This is a genomic window from Thiobacillus sp., from assembly GCF_013693775.1.
Classification (GTDB): domain Bacteria; phylum Pseudomonadota; class Gammaproteobacteria; order Burkholderiales; family Thiobacillaceae; genus Thiobacillus.
On sequence record NZ_CP059257.1, the window covers coordinates 1,111,187 to 1,131,595 of the forward strand.

At 62.4% G+C, this 20,409-nt stretch carries 17 protein-coding genes; 1 reads left to right on the plus strand and 16 read right to left on the minus strand.

All coding sequences use genetic code 11. The annotated features are described in order from the left end of the window. Positions 1-82: 82 nt before the first annotated feature. The 7 genes from HZY77_RS05555 to HZY77_RS05585 form a co-directional block, all read right to left on the minus strand. Positions 83-1,156: a chemotaxis response regulator protein-glutamate methylesterase gene (locus HZY77_RS05555; RefSeq protein ID WP_296819586.1), complete on the minus strand. Its 1,074-nt coding sequence runs from the start codon at positions 1,154-1,156 to the stop codon at positions 83-85. A gap of 31 nt (positions 1,157-1,187) precedes the next feature. Continuing rightward, positions 1,188-1,796, minus strand: coding sequence for a chemoreceptor glutamine deamidase CheD (gene cheD / locus HZY77_RS05560; protein WP_296763858.1), 609 nt, complete (start codon positions 1,794-1,796; stop codon positions 1,188-1,190). After that, entirely contained in the window at positions 1,793-2,662 is an 870-nt protein-coding gene (locus HZY77_RS05565; protein ID WP_296763855.1) for a CheR family methyltransferase, read from the minus strand. Before HZY77_RS05565 ends, cheD begins: the two co-directional genes overlap by 4 nt. Positions 2,663-2,804: 142 nt before the next feature. Continuing rightward, entirely contained in the window at positions 2,805-4,469 is a 1,665-nt protein-coding gene (locus HZY77_RS05570; protein WP_296819588.1) for a PAS domain-containing methyl-accepting chemotaxis protein, read from the minus strand. Between the two features lie 53 nt (positions 4,470-4,522). Next, the gene (locus tag HZY77_RS05575; RefSeq protein ID WP_296820841.1) at positions 4,523-6,214 is read right to left on the minus strand and encodes a methyl-accepting chemotaxis protein; all 1,692 of its coding nucleotides are present in this window, start codon (positions 6,212-6,214) and stop codon (positions 4,523-4,525) included. A gap of 108 nt (positions 6,215-6,322) precedes the next feature. Further along, positions 6,323-8,050 (minus strand): methyl-accepting chemotaxis protein, encoded by a 1,728-nt coding sequence (locus tag HZY77_RS05580; protein WP_296819591.1) that lies wholly within the window; start codon positions 8,048-8,050, stop codon positions 6,323-6,325. Positions 8,051-8,147: 97 nt separating this feature from the next. Continuing rightward, complete coding sequence (locus tag HZY77_RS05585; protein WP_296819594.1) at positions 8,148-9,920, minus strand: methyl-accepting chemotaxis protein; 1,773 nt, start codon at positions 9,918-9,920, stop codon at positions 8,148-8,150. Positions 9,921-10,021: 101 nt separating this feature from the next. Here HZY77_RS05585 and HZY77_RS05590 point away from each other — a divergent pair, with 101 nt between their 5' ends. Then, the gene (locus HZY77_RS05590) at positions 10,022-10,969 is read left to right on the plus strand and encodes an IS5 family transposase (protein ID WP_273704130.1); all 948 of its coding nucleotides are present in this window, start codon (positions 10,022-10,024) and stop codon (positions 10,967-10,969) included. Positions 10,970-11,165: 196 nt separating this feature from the next. On the opposite strand, the gene HZY77_RS05595 is transcribed toward HZY77_RS05590, so the two are convergent. From HZY77_RS05595 to HZY77_RS05635, 9 genes are all read right to left on the minus strand, one after another. Further along, complete coding sequence (locus tag HZY77_RS05595) at positions 11,166-11,669, minus strand: chemotaxis protein CheW (RefSeq protein WP_296660967.1); 504 nt, start codon at positions 11,667-11,669, stop codon at positions 11,166-11,168. A gap of 23 nt (positions 11,670-11,692) precedes the next feature. Next, positions 11,693-13,771 carry a chemotaxis protein CheA gene (gene cheA / locus HZY77_RS05600; protein WP_296819602.1) on the minus strand — a complete coding sequence of 693 codons (2,079 nt, stop codon included), beginning with the start codon at positions 13,769-13,771 and terminating at the stop codon, positions 11,693-11,695. Between the two features lie 45 nt (positions 13,772-13,816). Further along, positions 13,817-14,179 (minus strand): response regulator, encoded by a 363-nt coding sequence (locus HZY77_RS05605; protein WP_018507828.1) that lies wholly within the window; start codon positions 14,177-14,179, stop codon positions 13,817-13,819. Between the two features lie 54 nt (positions 14,180-14,233). Beyond that, a complete protein-coding gene (locus HZY77_RS05610) occupies positions 14,234-14,800 on the minus strand; it encodes a chemotaxis protein (RefSeq protein WP_296819605.1) in 567 nt (188 codons plus the stop codon). Positions 14,801-14,802: 2 nt separating this feature from the next. After that, the gene (gene flgL, locus HZY77_RS05615; RefSeq protein WP_296819609.1) at positions 14,803-15,702 is read right to left on the minus strand and encodes a flagellar hook-associated protein FlgL; all 900 of its coding nucleotides are present in this window, start codon (positions 15,700-15,702) and stop codon (positions 14,803-14,805) included. 5 nt (positions 15,703-15,707) lie between these two features. Next, positions 15,708-17,615, minus strand: coding sequence for a flagellar hook-associated protein FlgK (gene flgK, locus HZY77_RS05620; protein ID WP_296819611.1), 1,908 nt, complete (start codon positions 17,613-17,615; stop codon positions 15,708-15,710). A gap of 80 nt (positions 17,616-17,695) precedes the next feature. Next, positions 17,696-18,646, minus strand: a complete 951-nt coding sequence (gene flgJ, locus HZY77_RS05625) for a flagellar assembly peptidoglycan hydrolase FlgJ (protein WP_296819613.1) — start codon at positions 18,644-18,646, stop codon at positions 17,696-17,698. After that, positions 18,647-19,744, minus strand: a complete 1,098-nt coding sequence (locus HZY77_RS05630) for a flagellar basal body P-ring protein FlgI (RefSeq protein ID WP_296819616.1) — start codon at positions 19,742-19,744, stop codon at positions 18,647-18,649. Positions 19,745-19,756: 12 nt separating this feature from the next. Further along, a complete protein-coding gene (locus tag HZY77_RS05635; protein ID WP_296819618.1) occupies positions 19,757-20,401 on the minus strand; it encodes a flagellar basal body L-ring protein FlgH in 645 nt (214 codons plus the stop codon). Positions 20,402-20,409: the final 8 nt, after the last annotated feature.

Genomic DNA, 20,409 nt, shown 5'->3' on the forward strand with positions numbered 1-20,409 from the left:
GTTCATTGTTACTGGATTAATCGGCATTGCGGCGTCAAACTTAAGCGCGAAATCCGCCTGCGCAACGGGTATAAACGGACGTTTACACCCGCATCGCGCGGTTGCCATGCGCCGCAANAAATTCCATCACCCGGCCCGGCAATTCGTGCAGCGGGGCCACCTCGTGCGTGGCGCCGCTGGCAATGGCTTCCTTGGGCATGCCGAACACCACGCACGATGCCTCGTCCTGCGCCAGGTTGTAGGCCCCGGCCTTTTTCATTTCCAGCATGCCCGCCGCGCCGTCCTTGCCCATCCCGGTAAGGATGACGCCGACCGCGTTCTTGCCCGCGCTGACGGCCGCCGAATGGAACAGGACGTCGACGGAGGGACGATGGCGGTTGACCGGCGGTCCCTGGTCGAGCTTGGTCATGTAGTTGGCGCCGCTACGCACCAGCATCAGGTGGGAATGCCCCGGTGCGAGGTAGGCGTGGCCGGGCAGCACCCGTTCCCCACCCTCGGCTTCCTTGACGGAAATCTTGCACAGCTTGTCGAGCCGGTTGGCGAACGAGCGGGTAAAGCCTTCCGGCATGTGCTGGGTAATCAGGATGCCCGGACAGTCGGAAGGCAGCTGGACCAGGAAATCCTTGATGGCCTCGGTGCCGCCGGTGGAGGCGCCGATGATGATCAGTTTCTCGCTGCTCGTCAGCGGGTTGCGCAACGGCGCCAGCGGCCCCGCAGGATGCGTCGGGGCAGTCCCCGGCGTGCGTTGCTTGATCCGGGCCCGTGACGCGATGCGGATCTTCTCCGCAATCAGGTCAGTGTATTCCAGCATGCCGCTCTGGATCGAGATCTTGGGCTTGGTGACGAAATCCACCGCTCCCAGTTCCAGGGCCCGCATGGTGATTTCGGAACCGCGTTCGGTCAGCGTCGACACCATGAGCACGGGCATCGGGCGCAGGCGCATCAGTTTCTCGAGAAACTCCAGACCGTCCATCTTCGGCATTTCGACATCCAGCGTCAGGACGTCCGGATTGGTCTGCTTGATCAGATCGCGCGCCGCCAGCGGATCGGGGGCCACGCCCACGACCTCCATGTCCGGCTGGCTGTTGATGATCTCTTTCATCACGCCGCGGATCAGCGCCGAGTCATCCACGATCAGAACCTTGATTTTCGTCATGCTAAATTCCGGGTCTCATCCCTGCCGGCGGTCAGAACAAATCGATCTCGCCGACCACCTCATTGGTCTTAAGCCGGCTCGCGTAGTCCTGCTCGCGTTTCACCAGCGTGTAATTGTTGAGTTGCTTGAGTTTCTTCACGAGGACCTTGCCGGTCTGCGGAAAGAAATACACCTTGCGCGGGTGCACGTCGTTCAGGTCCTCCGCCACCACGCGTATGTTTTCCGCCTTCAGGAAATCGCGTACGAACTGGGCATTGCGTTCGCCCACGTTCATGCTGGTGAAGCCGCGCAGGACGTTGCCGCCGCCGAATACCTTGGCCTCGAGATTGTCGCGCCGGGCGCCTGCCTTGAGCAGCTGGTTGATCAGCACCTCCATCGCATATGCGCCGTAGCGCATCGAGGCCGACATCGGATTGCCGGCATCGCCGCCCCCGTCCGGCAGCATGAAGTGATTCATGCCGCCGATTCCCGACACCTTGTCCCGGATGCACGCCGCGACGCAGGAGCCGAGCACGGTAACGATCAGCATGGGACGATTGGTGAAGTAATACTCACCGGGCAATATCTTGGCGGCCTCGCAGTCGAAGGTCCGGTCGTAATACAGATTGGTCGCAAGCTGCTCTTCGATGGCAGGATTCATGCGTGTTTCCTGGCACCGGCATGGCGGGAATTCAGTTCATACACCGTCTTGCCGCGCAGCTTGAAGGCGTCGGACGCGTACATGAAGTTTTCGGAATGCCCCGCGAACAGTAGTCCTTCCGGCTTCATCAGCGGAACGAAGCGCTCCAGAATCCGGCTCTGTGTCGGCTTGTCGAAATAAATCATCACATTGCGGCAGAAAATCACGTCGAACGGCCCGCTGACCGGCCAGCTGCTGGCCAGCAGATTGAGGGGTTTGAACGTGATCAACTGGCGAAGTTCGGGGCGCACCCGCACCAGGCCGGAACGCTCTCCCTTGCCGCGCTGGAAGAAGCGTTTGACCCGCTCCTGCGCCATCTTGTCGATGCGATCGATCGGATACACGCCGTTCGCCGCCGTCTCGAGCACATTGGTATCGATGTCGGTGGCCACGATGCTGACCGGCGGCGTGAGCGTTCCGAACGCCTCGCATACCGTCATGGCGATCGAATACGGCTCCTCGCCGGTCGAACTGGCCGAACACCAGATCGAAAGCGGCGCTTTCATGCCGAGCATGTGCTCGGCGAGAATCGGAAAGTGATGCGCCTCGCGGAAGAACGAGGTCAGGTTGGTCGTCAGCGCATTGGTGAACGCCTCCCATTCGTCACTGTCGCGCCCATTCTCCAGTTCGTCGAGATATTCCTCGAAGGAATTCAGTCCCTTGGCCCGCAGGCGACGCGCCAGACGGCTATAGACCATCTCCTGCTTGCTGTCGGTGAGTGCAATCCCGGCCTGCCGGTAGATCAATGACCGTATCCGGGAGAAATCGCGCGGAGTGAATGAAAATACCTTGGCGCTGTCGGGCGGAGTCTTCAATACAGGCTTCATGTCGAAATGTGCGTCCAATCTATATTGCGTTCCAGGCTGAACGCACGAATCAAACCAAGCCCGATTTTCCTGTTCTGGACCATTCCGTCACACGCCACGCCCGTCGGGTTCATCCGACGGGATCATCCAACCATCTATCCGTCTACGCTGCCAGGCTTTCGGCCGCGGCGGGCTGGGGACGGGATTGTCCCATGGCGGCCGTGGCTTGGCGGCTGCCATTTGACCGCTGTCCTGTCCGGACCAGCTTGAAGGTCTTGACCAGTTCGGCCAGCTTGCCCGCCTGGTCCTGCAGGCTTTCGGCCGCAGCCGCCGCTTCTTCGACCAGCGCCGCGTTCTGCTGCGTCATCTCGTCCATCTGGCCGACGGCCTGGTTGATCTGCTCGATCCCGGCACTCTGTTCCTGGCTCGCCGTCGCCGTTCCGCCGATGATATCCGCCACCAACTGCACCGAGGTCACGATATCTTCCATCGCCTCGCCAGCCTCGTCCACCAGTTTCCGGCCCATCTCGACTTTTTCAACCGAGTCCTCGATCAAAGACTTGATCTCCTTGGCCGCACCGGCGCTCCTCTGGGCGAGGTTCCTCACTTCGGAGGCGACGACGGCAAAGCCGCGGCCCTGTTCGCCCGCACGCGCGGCTTCGACCGCCGCGTTCAGGGCGAGGATGTTGGTCTGGAAGGCAATGCCGTCGATGACGCCGATGATGTCGGAGATCTTCCGCGAGCTGTCCTTGATCGAACCCATGGTGTGGATGACCTTGCCAACGACGTCTCCGCCGTTGACCGCAATCTCCGCCGTCGAGGAAACCAGCTTGCTCGCATGGTGCGCACTCTCGGCGTTTTGCTTGACGGTGCTGGTCAGCTCTTCCATCGAGGAGGCCGTCTCTTCCAGGCTCGAGGCCTGCGATTCGGTTCGTGCAGACAAATCCGCGTTGCCCGATGCAATTTCGCTTGCGCCCGCATTCACCAGATCGGTGCTTTCCCTGATCTGCCCGACCAGCCACTTGGTGTTGATCTGCAGGATGCGCAGCGACTGCATCAACCTGGCCAGCTCGACGATCCCCTTGGCCTCGATCTGCCCGGTCAGATCGCTCGAACTGATCCGGTCGATTTCCTCCCGAACATGCTCAAGCGGCACCACCACGCTGCGATAGGACAGCACCCCGAACACCACGGCCAGCGGCACGCCCAATATCGAGATCGCCATCAACCAGTTCAGGTAGGACGTACCGTTGCCGGTCGTCGCCAGCCAGGCCAGAACACCGATCCCGGCAAACAGGGCACCGACCGACCCGGCAGCGATGGCCAGCATGGTCTTCAGCGACAGATTCTTCAGCAGGCGGCAGCGCTGGACGAAGGAACGCTTGACTGCCTCGCCCTCGTGGATTTCGAGCATCGAATCGCCGGCCTTGATCGCACGATAGGCGCTGTCCGCTGCCTGCACCTGATCACGACTGGGTTTGCCGCGAACGGAGGTATAGCCGACGACCGTGCCGTTCTCGACGATCGGCGCCACATTGGCTTCCACCCAATAATGATCGCCATTCTTGCACCGGTTCTTCACCAGCCCAGTCCAAGCCTTGCCGCTCCGTAGCGTGCTCCACAAATCGGCGAACGCCTCGACCGGCATATCGGGGTGGCGCACGATGTTATGCGGTGCGCCGATCAGCTCGTCCTCGCTGAAGCCGCTGATGTTGACGAAATCCCGGTTGACAAAGGTGATTCTGCCGTGGGTATCCGTCTTCGAAGTCGGCGCCTCATGGTCCTTCAGGACGTATTCGGTATTGGTGACAGGCAGGTTGGATCGCATTGCTTTTTCCTTTTTAGGTTTGATCGCGGCGCTTCGCTCTCCCGTGCCACCGCTCAGAATTCTTCCCATTCGTCGTTGCCGCCGCCGACTGCAAGCTTCTTCGGAGGCGCCAGCTGCACCGCCTTGGGCGACGTGCGTTTCTGGGCGGCCGGCAGCCTGGCCACGTTGCCATTCGATATCGGCAATTCGGCCGGCCGACTGTAGGCCCGCGCAGCGGATTCCAGTTTGAACACGCTCACCGCCTCGGCCAGCTTGCCCGCCTGGTCCTGCAGACTCTCGGCCGCAGCCGCAGCTTCTTCGACCAGCGCCGCGTTCTGCTGGGTGGCGTCGTCCATCTGGGTGACGGCCTGGTTGACCTGTTCGATCCCGGCACTCTGTTCCTGGCTCGCCGCCGCAATCTCGCTCATGATGTCGGTGACCCGTTTGACCGAGGTGACGATCTCGTCCATGGTCTTGCCGGCTTCGTCAACCAGCTTGCCGCCGGCGTCAACCTTGCCAACCGAGTCTTCGATCAAAGACTTGATCTCCTTGGCCGCACCGGCGCTCCTCTGGGCGAGGTTCCTCACTTCGGAGGCGACGACGGCAAAGCCGCGGCCCTGTTCGCCCGCACGCGCGGCTTCGACCGCTGCATTGAGGGCGAGGATGTTGGTCTGGAAGGCGATGCCGTCGATGACGCCGATGATGTCGGAGATCTTCCGCGAGCTGTCCTTGATGGAGGCCATGGTGTCGACGACCTGGCCGACGACGGCTCCACCCTTGGCGGCAACGTCGGCGGTGGAAACCACCAGCTGGTTGGCCTGGCGGGCGTTCTCGGCGTTCTGCTTGACGGTGCTGGTCAGCTCTTCCATCGAGGAGGCCGTCTCTTCCAGGCTCGAGGCCTGCGATTCGGTACGCGACGACAGGTCGGCGTTGCCGGAGGCTATCTCGCGTGAGGCGACGGCTATGGTCTCGGTTGCATGCCGGATATCGCTCACCGTGCCGGTCAGGTTTTCACGCATCGCATTGATGGCGAACAGCAGGCTGGAAGTATCGCCCTTTTCCAGGGTGACCGACTTGGAAAAATCCCCGCTGGAGATGGCGTGTGCGATCTCCACGGCATAGGCAGGCTCGCCGCCCAGTTGTTTCATGATGTGACGGACCAGCCAGAACACGATGGCGCTTGCCACGACCAGGGCCAACACCACGAGAACCAGCGTGATCGTCAGCATGCGCTGGCTGAATGCGGCCATCTCGGTCTTGGTATTCTCGACGGCGCTGCGTTTGACTTTGAGGTAGTCCATCAGACGCGTCCTGATCTCGCGCCAGACCGGTGTTTCTTCCTTGCTGATGACCGCAATGGCCGCGGCCTGATCGCTGCTGGCAAGCGACACCACCTTGGCGTGGAGCGGGATCTGCTGCTCGCGCAATGCGACCACTTCCTGCAGGACCCTCAGGTCATCAGGATGAGTGGCCGCGAGGGCCAGGGCTTTCTGGCTGGCCTNTTTGAATTCGGCGGACGCCATATCCAGATTTTTGTAGGCCAACTGATTGGTCGGATCCATGACGATATTGCGCACGGCCTGGCCCATTTGCAGCCCTTGGGAATACAGGAGATTGGCTTCCTGGGCGAGCGCCAGATCCTGCGCGAGGAAATTCTCGAACCGGTTCTTGTTGCTCTGCATGCCGGTCAGCGCCACGCCGATCGCGATGCCGAAGAGCACGAACACCAACCCCATGCTCAAGACGATTTTTGACTTCAGCTTCATCATTCAAAACTTTCGATATTCATTGTTACGTTTACTGGCTGAAACAACGACCCACCCACAGCTGCATACCACTGGAGATGGCATGGCAGCGGGGGATGGACAGGCATCTCAGAACTCTTCCCATTCGTCGTTGCCGCCGCCGGCAACCGCCAGCTTCTTCGGCCGGGCAACCGCAGCCGGTACGGCAACAGGCTTGCCCCCTGCGGGCGGCCGGCTTCGCCGNNCCACCACATCCTTCAGTACCGGAAGCTCGGAACGCACGCTGTAGGCGCCGCTCTCCAGCTTGAACACGCTCACCGCCTCGGCCAGCTTGCCCGCCTGGTCCTGCAGACTCTCGGCCGCAGCCGCAGCTTCTTCGACCAGCGCCGCGTTCTGCTGGGTGGCGTCGTCCATCTGGGTGACGGCCTGGTTGACCTGTTCGATCCCGGCACTCTGTTCCTGGCTCGCCGCCGCAATCTCGCTCATGATGTCGGTGACCCGTTTGACCGAGGTGACGATCTCGTCCATGGTCTTGCCGGCTTCGTCAACCAGCTTGCCGCCGGCGTCAACCTTGCCAACCGAGTCTTCGATCAAAGACTTGATCTCCTTGGCCGCACCGGCGCTCCTCTGGGCGAGGTTCCTCACTTCGGAGGCGACGACGGCAAAGCCGCGGCCCTGTTCGCCCGCACGCGCGGCTTCGACCGCTGCATTGAGGGCGAGGATGTTGGTCTGGAAGGCGATGCCGTCGATGACGCCGATGATGTCGGAGATCTTCCGCGAGCTGTCCTTGATGGAGGCCATGGTGTCGACGACCTGGCCGACGACGGCTCCACCCTTGGCGGCAACGTCGGCGGTGGAAACCACCAGCTGGTTGGCCTGGCGGGCGTTCTCGGCGTTCTGCTTGACGGTGCTGGTCAGCTCTTCCATCGAGGAGGCCGTCTCTTCCAGGCTCGAGGCCTGCGATTCGGTACGCGACGACAGGTCGGCGTTGCCGGAGGCTATCTCGCGTGAGGCGACGGCTATGGTCTCGGTGCCGTGACGCACCTGGCCAACAATGGTCACCAGGCTGGCGTTCATGTTCTTCAGGGCCTGCAAAAGCCGGCCGATCTCATCATTGGAGCGCACGTCGATCGTCTGCGTCAGGTCGCCGGCGGCAACGCTCTCGGCCAGGCGCAACGCCTCATTCAGCGAGCGGGAAATCATGCGGATCAGCCAGTAACCGATCAGGCCCGCCAGCAGCACGCCAAACGCGATGGCGGCGATGGACACGTTGCGCACCAGGGCATAACGCGCCTGCGATGCTTCGAATTCGCGCTTGGCCACATCCAGCTGAAGCTGGTTCAGCGCTTCCATGCTTTTCTGCACGGGAGGGTAGGCCTGCGTAAGCGGTCCCTGCAGCAGTTCACTGGCCTGCTGGAAATCGTGGGCGTGCAAAGCTGCCAGGGCGGGGATCATGCCCGTACGGCCATAGATTCTGCGGTTGGCATCGAACTCGTCGGCAAGCTTCTTTTCCTCGGGCGTCAGATAGGTCCCCAGATAAGATTTCCAGATAGTCTCGATCTCCTTGATCGTATTGCCGACTTCCTCGACTTTCTTGTCGACCACGGAGACGTCATCAGGGAATGCCGACAGCTGGCCTGCCGTGACGCCGGACAAGGTGATCTGGTTCTGGTTGACCAGCATGGATATGCGCGCCAATTGTCCCAGTGCGACCGTCCTGTCCTCGTAGACGGACTTGAGTGCGCCATTGGTCGAATTGAGGCTGGTCAGCCCCAGGATTCCGATGCCCACCAGAAGTACGGACAGGAACCCAATCACGAAAACCAGCCGCGACTTGATACTCAGATTTGCCAGCATTTCAATTACTCCTTCTCACTCAATCCAGACCGTCTAATCCGGGACCTGTCTGGTCAACACAGCTGAAACTTCGTCAAAGACCTCATCGGTACTGCGTTCAACACGTTGAAATAATTGATGCTCTGGCTCTGCCCTTTTTCAGGCCCGGATAACCGTACAAGCAGTCAGAACTCTTCCCATTCGTCGTTGCCGCCGCCGGCAACCGCCAGCTTCTTCGGCCGGGCAACCGCAGCCGGTACGGCAACAGGCTTGCCCCCTTGCGGGCGGCCGGCTTCGCCGCCACCACATCCTTCAGTACCGGAAGCTCGGAACGCACGCTGTAGGCGCCGCTCTCCAGCTTGAACACGCTCACCGCCTCGGCCAGCTTGCCCGCCTGGTCCTGCAGACTCTCGGCCGCAGCCGCAGCTTCTTCGACCAGCGCCGCGTTCTGCTGGGTGGCGTCGTCCATCTGGGTGACGGCCTGGTTGACCTGTTCGATCCCGGCACTCTGTTCCTGGCTCGCCGCCGCAATCTCGCTCATGATGTCGGTGACCCGTTTGACCGAGGTGACGATCTCGTCCATGGTCTTGCCGGCTTCGTCAACCAGCTTGCCGCCGGCGTCAACCTTGCCAACCGAGTCTTCGATCAAAGACTTGATCTCCTTGGCCGCACCGGCGCTCCTCTGGGCGAGGTTCCTCACTTCGGAGGCGACGACGGCAAAGCCGCGGCCTTGTTCGCCCGCACGCGCGGCTTCGACCGCTGCATTGAGGGCGAGGATGTTGGTCTGGAAGGCGATGCCGTCGATGACGCCGATGATGTCGGAGATCTTCCGCGAGCTGTCCTTGATGGAGGCCATGGTGTCGACGACCTGGCCGACGACGGCTCCGCCCTTGGCGGCAACGTCGGCGGTGGAAACCACCAGCTGGTTGGCCTGGCGGGCGTTCTCGGCGTTCTGCTTGACGGTGCTGGTCAGCTCTTCCATCGAGGAGGCGGTCTCTTCGAGGCTCGAGGCCTGCGATTCGGTACGCGACGACAGGTCAGCGTTGCCGGAGGCGATCTCCCGTGAGGCGACGGCTATGGTCTCGGTGCCGTGACGCACCTGGCCGACGATGGTCACCAGGCTGGCGTTCATGTCTTTGAGCGCTTGCATCAGCTGGCCGACTTCATCCGTGGAGTGGACGTCGATACGCTGCGTCAGGTCGCCTTCGGCAACGCCTCGCGCAAGCTTGACCGCTGCATCCAGCGGACGAGTGATGGCGCGGATCAGGATGAAGCCGAACCAGGCCGCCAGGGCCAGACCCAGGGCGATGGCCGCGATGGCGACCACCCGGCTGCTCTCGTAGCGGCTGCGGGCCGTTTCGAATTCATGCTTGGCGACCGCACCCTGCAATTCGATCAGTTTGAACAGGGTTTCGCGGGCAGCCGAAAACTTCGGGGCAGCATCCTTGGAGGCATTCTCCTTGGCCGTATCGAAGTCCGATTCCATCGCCAGCTTCATCGTGACATCGCGCGAGGTCGTGTAGGTTTTCCATTGCGTATTGAAACTGTCCGCCAGTGCCTTCTCGTCCGGGGTCATGGCCGTACGCGTGTATTTGGCCCAGAGCTTGTTGATTTCCACGTCCAGTTGCTGCGTGTCCGTATTGGCCTTGATGGCCACGTCCGNCCCAGGGGCCGTGGCGGCAACCGTGGCGTTGGTCCGGGTCCGGTTGGCCATGTCGATGATGCGACCCAGATCCATCAAGGGAACGGTCCGATCCTCGTATACGGTTTTCAAGCCTGCATCGGTTTTGCTCATACCACTCAGCCCGATGCCTCCGATCACGAGCAGCAGCACCGCCATGAAGGAAATAAGGATGACCAGGCGCGACTTGATGGTAAGGTTCCCAAACATTGCAGACTCTCCAATTGATTTGAAACCTCTGCTTAACTACTGACGAATTTGCATAGTCCTGATATAACGGCCCCATCGACGAACTGTAAGGGGAGCTGACCATGCTGGGTCGCGTACAACCGCAGAAATCCTTTGGTGACGAAGCGCTGGAACTGCACGTTTCCGACCGCCACTTTCTCATGAAAGTATCCGGGCTGGTGGATTGGGCTGCGTTCGATCATTACTGGCCGGGTCTGTACGGCGCCACCGGGAATCGCTCCCACGACCCCTTGGTCTGCTTCAAAATGCTGTTGCTCGAACAGTGGTACAACCTGTCAGACCCTGAATGCGAAGCGCAATGCGCCGACCGCCTGTCCTTCCGCCGCTTCCTCGGCCTTTCGCTGGCCGACACCATTCCCGACGAGACCGTGCTCGTGCGCTTTCGCAAGCGGCTCCTGAAAGCCGGACTCGCCGAGCCGCTCTTCGCCTCCGTGCTGGCGCAGATCGAAGCTGCCGGCGTGATCGTCAAGCGCGGCACCCTGGTGGACGCCACCATCGTGCAATCGGCGCGTAAGGCGCCACCCAAGGACGCGACGGGTGGCGACACCGACGCCCGTTGGGCGGTCAAGAATGGGCGTCCGGTCGCGCACGGGTTCAAGGCGCATATCGCGGTGGACGACGGCAGCGAGATCGTGCGTGCCATCGAGACCACCAGCGGATCGGTGCACGATTCCGTGCCGATGGATACCTTGCTGGATCGTGCACCCGCCCAGGCGGTGTATGCCGACGCGGCCTACTGCGACGCGGCGCGACGTAAACGGCTACGGGCTCGTGGGATTGCGCCGCGGATACGTTTCAACCCGCGCGGCGGCGAACTCACGCCCAGACAAACCGCACTCAATCACCGCTGGTCGAAAGTGCGTGCGAAGGTCGAGCATGTGTTTGCCGACTGGAAAGAGCGACGATCGCTGGCGCGGTGCCGCTATGAGGGGTTGAAGAAGAACGCCTTGCACTTCACGCTCGTCGCCATCGCGCACAACCTGCGGCGCTGGTCGGTGCTGGCCGCATGAGCGTCCGGGTGGGGAGCAATCCGTCCGGCGAAACGGAATCCATGCGGATGATGGAAAAATGCCCATCCGCAACCGCCGATACGGCAAAGCCGCCAAGCAATCGGCGTGAATTTCATGTCGGAAAACCACGTCGCGTCAGCCTCGTGGAGTTAAGCAGAGGTTTCGATTTGTTATGTAGATAGGCTTGTACGATTGATCAGGCTGCCAGCTTCTCGATCAACCCCATTTCGGCGCTGGACATCAGCTTGTCGATATCCACCAGGATCAGCATGCGTTCGTCGAGCGTGCCAAGGCCGATGAGATAGTCCGTATCGAATGTCGTCCCGATTTCCGGAGCGGGCCGGATCTGCTCCGGCGTGAGCGTCGTCACGTCGGACACGCTGTCCACCACCATGCCGACGACCCGCCCGCCAATATTCAGGATGATCACCACCGTGAACTGGTCGTAGGTCGGCGTTCCCAGGTCGAACTTGATGCGCATGTCGACGACCGGCACGATGGTGCCGCGCAGGTTCACCACGCCCTTGATGAAGTCGGGCGCATTGGCGATCCGGGTCACCGGCTCGTAGCCGCGAATCTCCTGCACGCGCAGGATGTCAATCCCGTACTCTTCGCGGCCGAGGGTGAAGGCCAGAAATTCGTTTCCGGCACTTTCTCCGGCAGCTTCCATGCTGGTCTGCGTTTGCGTGGTATACGACATGGTTCTTGTCCTTAAATCTGGCCTTAGAAGAAAACAGGATCAGCGTTGAGCTGGCGGCTCGACCGCAACAGGGCGGACACGTCGAGAATCAGGGACACGCCCCCGTCGCCGAGGATCGTGGCGCCGGAAATCCCGGCCACCTTGCGGAAATTCGATTCCAGGTTCTTGACCACGACCTGCTGCTGCCCGACCAGGCTGTCGACCAGCAGGGCCGCTTTCTTGCCGTCGCTTTCGAGGATGACGATGATGCCCTGCGAGGGATCCTCGAACCGGGGATCGATCGCGAAGATCTGATACAGCGGGATCAGCGGCAGATATTCCTCGCGGACCTTGACCACCTTGCCCTGGCCGGCGACTTCCTTGACGTCCACCGCAGCCGGCTGCAGCGATTCGATGACGTAGCCCAATGGCAGGATGTAGATCTCCTCGCCGACCTTGACCGACATGCCGTCGAGGATCGCCAGCGTCAGCGGCAGGGAAATGGCGATCGTGGTGCCGGTTCCAGGGATCGAGCGAATGTCGACTGTCCCGCCCATCGCGGTGATGTTGCGCTTGACGACGTCCATGCCGACCCCGCGTCCGGAAACGTCGGTCACCACTTCCGCCGTGGAGAAACCGGGGGCAAAGATCAGTTGCCAGACATCGGCATCGGGCATCGCGTCCGATACCGGCAGGCCTTGCGATTTGGCCTTGGCAAGTATCCTGTCGCGATTCAGTCCGCCGCCATCGTCGCTCACCTCGATCACGATATTGCCGCCCTGGTGCGCGGCCGACAGAACCAGCTTGCCGGCTTCAGTCTTGCCGTTGGCCTTGCGCCTGTCGGGCATTTCGATGCCGTGGTCCACGCTGTTGCGAACCAGATGGGTGAGCGGATCGACGATGCGCTCGATCAGGCCTTTGTCGAGTTCGGTGGCGGCACCCCGCGTGACGAACTCGACTTTCTTGCCGAGTTTGGCGGCCAGGTCGCGCACCATGCGGGNGAAGCGCGAGAACACGTAGTCCATCGGCATCATGCGGATCGACATCACGGCTTCCTGCAGATCCCGCGTGTTGCGCGCCAGCTGGCCGGCACTGTTGAGCAGCCGCTCGTGATGCAGGGGATCGAGCGCGGCGATGCGCTGCTCGATCATGGCCTGGGTGATGACCAGTTCGCCGACCAGGTTGATCAGCTGGTCGACCTTCTCCACGCTGACGCGGATCGAGGACGACTCCTGGCTGGCGCCTTCCTTGTCGGTGGCGCGACGGCCGTAGTTCTTGACCTCGCCGGCAGGCACGGCCGCGGCCGCATCTGCCACTGGGGAGGACACTTGCGGTGCCACAGCGGGGCTCTTCTCCGGCTCGAAGATTCCATAGCCCGGATCTTCGACGGGCGTGCTGGGCGCAGCACTGGCGGATGCTGCTGCAGGCGCGGCGTCATACGTGATCTTGAGATCGTCCGGGTCGAGCACGAACGAGCAGATGGCGACGATGTTGTCCTGGCTCTCGCCGGTGGTCAGGATGAACACGGCGCGCTTGTCTTCCAGGGTCTCCCGTTCGATCGTGCCGAGCAGACCGAGCTCGGCTGCCAGCGCGTCGACGTCCTTCTGCGGCACCTCGGGCAATTCGATCCGGAAACGGCAATTGCCATCCGCATCCACGACCGGGGCCGCCACGGGCTCGGGCGCTGCGGCGGCGGGCGACGGGCTCGCTGCGGCAACCGGGACGTCGGCCACGATTCCCTGCGACAAGGCCTTCAGCCGCTGGCAAACACTGTCTACCGCGGCCTGGTCGACGCTCGAACCATGATGATGGCCATCCATCTGCATGGTCAGCACATCCTTGGCCACCAGGAAGGCATCCACGTGCTCGGGGGTCAGCGCCATTTCACCCTTGCGGATGCGATCGAGCAGCGACTCCAGCATGTGGGTGACTTCGGTGATATCGGTGAACGCGAACGTGGCGGCGCCTCCCTTGATGGAATGCGCGGCGCGGAAGATCGCATTGAGATCCTCGCTGTCCGGTGCAGACACATCGAGAGCCAGCAGAAGCTTCTCCATTTCGGCGAGCAGCTCGTCCGCCTCGTCGAAAAACACCTGGTAGAACTGGCTCATGTCAATTGTCATTTTTGAACTCCGTCATGTTTCGCTGCGTACCCTGTCGTCGAGTCTTCAGCCGATCAGTTTCTTCACCACTTCGGTCAGACGCGTCGGATCGAAGGGTTTGACCAGCCATCCGTTGGCGCCCGCTGCCCGGCCCATTGCCTTGATGTCGTCGCCAGACTCGGTTGTCAGCATCAATATCGGCACACTCTGGTAATTCTTCATGGCGCGTAATGCCTTGATCAGGCTCAAGCCATCCATGCCGGGCATATTCTGGTCGGTCAGTACCAGATCGACGGTCTGCTGCTTCGCCTTGTTCAGACCATCTTCGCCGTCGATGGCCTCGATCACGCCATAGCCGGCCGCCTTCAGGCTGAAGGAGAGCATCTGGCGCAGCGAACCCGAGTCATCCACTGCAAGTATTGTTTTCATCGTCATTGCTCCTGCTACTTTCGTTAGCGGGACAGGCCCGCGCATTTCGTAATCTCAAAACAGTTCGATGTCGCCGCTTTCCATGTGGCGCTGGTTGACCGTGCTGCGCACGGCCCCGGCCAGTTCGCTGCAGCGCGCCCCGACCCGGTCGCTGATGCGATTCAGCATGACCAGCATTTCCTCGCTGCCGCTTTCCGGCAGGTCGGCCGTCCCGTTCGTGCCAAGCTCACCGAATACGTCGCGCAATCCCGCCAGGTGCTGCACCATCCGGCCGATGAGCTGGCTGGTCATGTCCTGGAACTGCAAACCCGTGACGGCGGCACCGACATGCTGGCCGATCTCTTCGCGCAGCGTCTCCAGACGCGCAGCCTGCTCGGGCGCCGGTTTTCCGGCCGACAGCATGCTCTTGAGGGTTTCCTGCTGCAGGTCGATGGCGTGGTGGATCGCCATGAAACTGGCGCACAGCTTCTTGATCGCTTCGTTCAGCAACACGTCCATCTGCACCAGATCGCGCTCGACCTCGGCCAGGTGCTGGTCCCCGTGCGTGGACACGCCAGACAACAGGCGCATGACCTGGGTTTCCACCAGATCGGGCACGGATTCCTGGGAAAGCATGCCCATGCTCACAGGAACTTGAAGAGTGACAGGCTGGAGGTTTGCGCGAACGATTTCTGCGCGGCTTCCAGCGTCGTTCGCTGCCGCGACAGATCGGTCAGCGCCTTGGTGTAGTCGAGATCCTGCAAACCTGACAGGGTCTGGCTGTACTGGAGGTTCTTGTTGGTGCCGGAATTGTCGAGCGACGTGAGTTCCTGCATGCGCGTACCGACCGATGCGCGTACCGTGGACACGTTGTCCAGGGCTGCTTGAAGATCGCTATTGGCGGTCGTCAGGGTGGCGCTCAATCCCGTGGTTCCCGGCGTGTTCAATTGGGTGATGAGGTCGTTCAGGGTCTTGAACATATCCTGCCNCCCACCCTGGAACACGCCCTGGCCCGGGCTGCTGACCGCCATCTGGCGCGTGGCGTCGACCTGGATCAGGCGCTGTCCCTGGTCGCCCTGGTACTGCACGCCGGAAGCGGTCTGGACAAAGGGCGGCGTCGAGGTCTGAAAGCCCGAGAACAGGTAGTTCCCCTGGCCGTCGCGGGCATTCGCCAGGCCCATCAGCAGACCGAGGCTGCTCTGCAATGCGGTGGCAATGGAAGCACGCTCGCTATCGCCCAGGGTCGGGTTGCCGGCCGAGATCGCGGTGGTCTTCACTTCCTGCAACAGATCCGTCACGCTCGACAGCGTACCGTCCACGGCGGCGAGCGAGTCCTTTGCATAGCCGCGGTTGGTGCCGTACTGGGTGTTGAGCGATTGCGACTGCGTCACTTCGAGCGCCCGTGCCGCCGCGACGGGATCGTCCGACGGCGTGAGGATGCGGCGGTCGGCGGCAACCTGCTGCTGCGTCTTGTACAGGGCGGCCTGCGCGTCGGCAATGCGGGCGGCGCCATTGTCAAACAGGGTCTGGGTACTGATGCGCATGATCTTTATTGTCCAATCGAGAGCAGAACATCGAACAACTGGCTGGCAATCTGCATGACCTTGCCGGCCGCTTGGTAGGCCTGTTGATAACGCAGCAGATTGGCCGCCTCCTCGTCGAGGTTGACGCCCGACTCGTTCTGCGCCGAAAGCGTGGCCTGGGAAAGCAGATTGCTGGCCGCGGTGCTGGTCACTTCGAGTTCGCGGGTCTTGTTGCCGATCTCGCTGACGAACTGCGAATACGCGCCCTGGTAACTGGTGGTGCCGTTGCCCAGCGTATTGCTGGTCTGCAGGTCGCCCAGCAGCAGGGCATTGCGGCTGTCGCCCACGCCGCCGGTATTGGATGCCACGGTAAAGCTGTCGCCTGCGGCCGGCGTGCCGCTGATGCTGGTACTCCAGCCGTTGTAGCTGATCGTTGCGCCGGGTGTATACGTCAGGCCCGTCGGGTTGCCCGTTCCCGTGCCCGTCACGTTGTAGGTCGTGGCTGACGTGAACGTGATCGTGACGGGCTGCTGCAGATTGGCATTGGGTGGAGGCGGCGTGTTGACGCTGCCGGCGCCGATGGTGCCGGTACCGGTATTGCCGCTGGCCGCGCTGGCACGGATCGGTGCTGCGGCCGCGAGCAAGGCCGGGTCGCTGATCGCCACGCCGATACCGGACGCGCCGTTGGCGGTGGGACGGATCAGGAAGTTGTCGCCTGCTGCAGGTGCGGTCGACACGTTGATGGTCACGCCGTCCACGGTCTGCGGCAGGGCGGCGGGTGCGAAAGTCGTCGCGGTATTGTCGGACAGGCGGGTCAGCGTGTAATTGCTGCCGTCGTACTGCAGGCGATAGTCGCTGGTGGTCAGGGCGCCGGCATCGCTGATGCTGGCGGTCACGACAGCCGAACCGGTATTGCCCGTATTGGCGTTCACCACCGGCGAGGCCAGCGTGAACAGGGCGCCGCCCAGGTTGCCGTTGAGGTCCTGGCCGAGGCTGTGTTGGGCATTGACGGTGCTGGCCAGCCCGATGGCAACCCGGCCCAGCGCGTTCTGTGCCGGTTCCAGCGTCTTGCTGCGGAACTCGGCCAGGCCACCCAGCTGTCCGCCTACCAGGCTCGACTCGCTCAGGGGAATGGTGCTGCCGCTGCTGGACTGGTAGGCCACCACGATTTTCGAGAGATCGGTCGCGGACGCCACGCTGACCAGCTTTGACGTCGTCGTGCCCACCACCAGCGACTGGCCGTTGCCGATGAATACGTTGTAGGAACCGTCGCCCTGCTTGACGACCGTCGCCTTGATCTCCTTGTTCAGATCCAGGACCAGCTGGTCGCGCTGGTCGAGCAGATCGTTGGNGGGCTGGCCGGTCGCCCGCTGGGCCTTGCCGATCGAATCGTTCAATTGCGCTATCTGCTGGGCATAGCTGTTGATGCTGCTGACGCTCGACTGGATCTGGCTGTTGACGCCCTGGCTGATTTCATTGAGCTGTCCGGCCAGGCTCTGGAAGCGTCCGGCCAGCGCATCGGCTGACGACAGGACGGCCTGGCGCGCGGGAACGTTCGACGGATTCGAGGCCATGGCCTGAATGCCGCTGAAGAAATCCTGCAGGGACGGCGACAGGCCCGCCGTCGAATCGGCCAGCATGTTGTCGATCTGCTTGATCTGCGTGTAGTACGTGTCGAGGCCGCTTTGCGAAGCCTGGGCGGACTGCACCTGTACCCCCAGGTATTCGTTGTACACGCGCTGGACCGTGGATATCTGGGTGCCCTGCCCCATGAAGCCGAAGCCGAAGTTCTGTGGCTGGGCCGCGCCCTGTATCACGACCTGGCGGCTGTAGCCTGGCGTCGACGCGTTCGCGATGTTATGGCCGGTCGTGCTCAGTCCTGCCTGTGCGGCAGCGAGGGCGCTCTGACCGATACTGAGAATGCTGGTAGCCATCTATCTGGTCGCCAAGGTTATGAGGGAAGGAATATAAATACGCTTGATAGGTGAATCGGTCGGCCTGTGCTTTTCTTGAGTCAGGTCGTTTCTACCATCCGGATCACGCCCATCAGCTTCTGGGCGTAGCCCGGATCGGTTGCGTAGCCCGCCTGCTGCAGCCCCTGGGCGAAACCGGCGGCATCCTGGCCTTGTGCGATCGCGTTCTGATAGCGCGCATTGCCGCGCAGCAGGTTGGCGTAGTCGCGGAAGGCGTCGGCATAGGAGTCGTAGGCGCGGAAAGTGTCCACCTGCTTCTGCGGCTTGCCGTTGACGTATTCAGTGGTGACGATGTCGACGGTACGGCCTTTCCACGACCCGCCCGCCTTGATGCCGAACAGGTTATGGCTGTTCTGGCCGTCGGCCCCGCGGATTTCGTTGCGGCCCCAGCCGGTTTCCAGTGCGGCCTGTCCCATCATGAAGCTGGCGGGAATGCCGCTGCTGGCGCTCGCCGCCCGGGCGTGCGGCAGCAGCTTCTGCACAAAGGCATCGACATGCGGAGGGTTATCCCCGCTGCNGGGTGGCGATCGGGGCTGCCGTTTGCGTTGCCGGGCCGGGCGCAGGCACTTCCCGGGCGCCTGGACACGCAGCGGCGGGGCATTCAATTCCATTCCCTTTTGTGGGGGATTCAGGGGCAGGCCGGCCGGCGCGGTTCCATCGGACGACGCGCCATCGACACCGGGTGCATTCAGGGTGCGCGAAAGCTGGCGCACCATCATGTCGGCCAGGCCGATCCCGCGGCTGGCAAGCTTCTGCGTCAGCTGCTGGTCGAGCATCGCGGTGTACATGCGGGTCTGTTCGGAATCGAACATGCCGTCCTGCGGCGACGCCTCGCGCATGCTCTTCATCAGCATGTTCATGAACACCGCCTCGAACTGCTGCGCCGCCGCCTTCAGCGCTTCGGGCGAGGACTGCTTCGCCTCCAGCTTGAGCTGGCTGACGCCCTGGACGTCGAGCGCGAACTTGGAGGTGAGGTCGGCGCCGCCAATCATTCAAATGATCTCGAGTTCCGCATGCAACGCGCCGGATGCCTTCAGGGCCTGCAGGATGGCCAGCAGGTCCTGGGGTGTCGCGCCGATGGAATTGAGCGCCTTCACCACGTCGGCGAGCGATGCGCTGCCCTTCACCAGCATGACTTCGCCCGGCTGCTGACGGATTTCGATCTGCGATTGCGAGGTGACCACCGTCTCGCCCTTGGAGAACGGTGCAGGCTGGCTGATGACCGGCTGGGTATTGATGATCACCGACAGGTTACCGTGCGACACTGCGCTGGGGTCGAGCATGACCGCCTGGTTCATCACCACCGAGCCGGTGCGCGCATTGATGATGACCTTGGCCATGGCCTGGGCCGGATTGACGTCGAGGCTCTCGATCGCGCCCAGGAAGGCCACGCGCGCATCGTCGCCCACCGGCGTCTTCACCTGGATGACACGCCCGTTCAGCGCACGCGCGGTGTCCTTGCCGAAGCGGGCGTTCACCGCATCGACCACGCGGCTGGCCGTGGTGAAATCGCTTTGCATCAGTTCAAGATTGATGGTGCCGGATGCGCCCAGCACCGTGGCGACGCTGCGTTCCACAGTCGCGCCGCTCGGGATGCGCCCCACGCTCAGATGGTTGATCTGCACCTTGCTGCCGCTGGCCGACGCACCGGCACCGCTGACCACGAGGTTGCCCTGGGCCATCGCGTAGACCTGGCCGTCGGCGCCCTTCAGCGGCGTCATCACCAGCGTGCCGCCGCGCAGACTCTTGGCGTTGCCCATCGACGACACCGTGATGTCGATCGTCTGTCCGGCCTGGGAAAACGGCGGCAGATCGGCGGTCACCATGACCGCCGCCACGTTCTTCAACTGCATGTTGGTGCCGGGCGGCAGGTTGACGCCCATCTGCATCAGCATGTTGGTGATGCTCTGGGTGGTGAACGGCGTCTGCGTGGTCTGGTCGCCGGTACCATCGAGGCCCACCACCAGGCCGTAACCCACCAGCTGGTTGTCGCGCACGCCCTGGATGGTGGCGATGTCCTTGATGCGTTCGGCCTGAGCGACGCCGCTCAGCGCAAGCGCAGCCAGCAGAAACAGAGACGGAATCCTCATGAGGGCCACCATTTACAAGGGAATGAAACTGAGGAAAAAGCGCGCCAGCCAGCTCATCACTTCGGCCGAGTCGAACTTGGCGCTGGAGCGGTATTCGATGCGCGCGTCCGCCACTTTGGCCGACGACACGGTATTGCCCGCCTGGATGGTGTCGGGCTGTATCACGCCGGACAGGCGGATGTACTCGGTGCTCTTGTCGAGCGCGATCTGCTTTTCGCCGGCGACCACCAGATTGCCGTTCGGCAGCACCTCGGTCACGGTGACGGTGATGTTTCCGGTGAAGAGGTTGCTGGAGTCGATCGCCGACTTGTCGTCGTACGAGGTCGACGAATCGGCCTTCACGCCGGCGCCCTGGAAGGTCTTGAGCGGCAGCCCGGCGACGGCGCTGATCGACGAATCGACCGCGCCGGTCTTCGACCCATTGGACGACGCCTTCTTGCCGGCCTGCGTCTTCTCGTTGATGACGATGGTCAGCACGTCGCCGACGTGGCGCGCGCGCCGGTCTTCGAACATGGGGGTATAGGAAGCGACCTGGAAGATGGCGCCATTGCCTGCCGCCTGGGTGGGCAGCGCCTGCGGACGCGCCGTGGTGGGCTGCTGGATGATGGACGNACGGCGTGGTGCCGCAACCCGCCAGCCCCAGCAGCATCCCGACACATCCCACG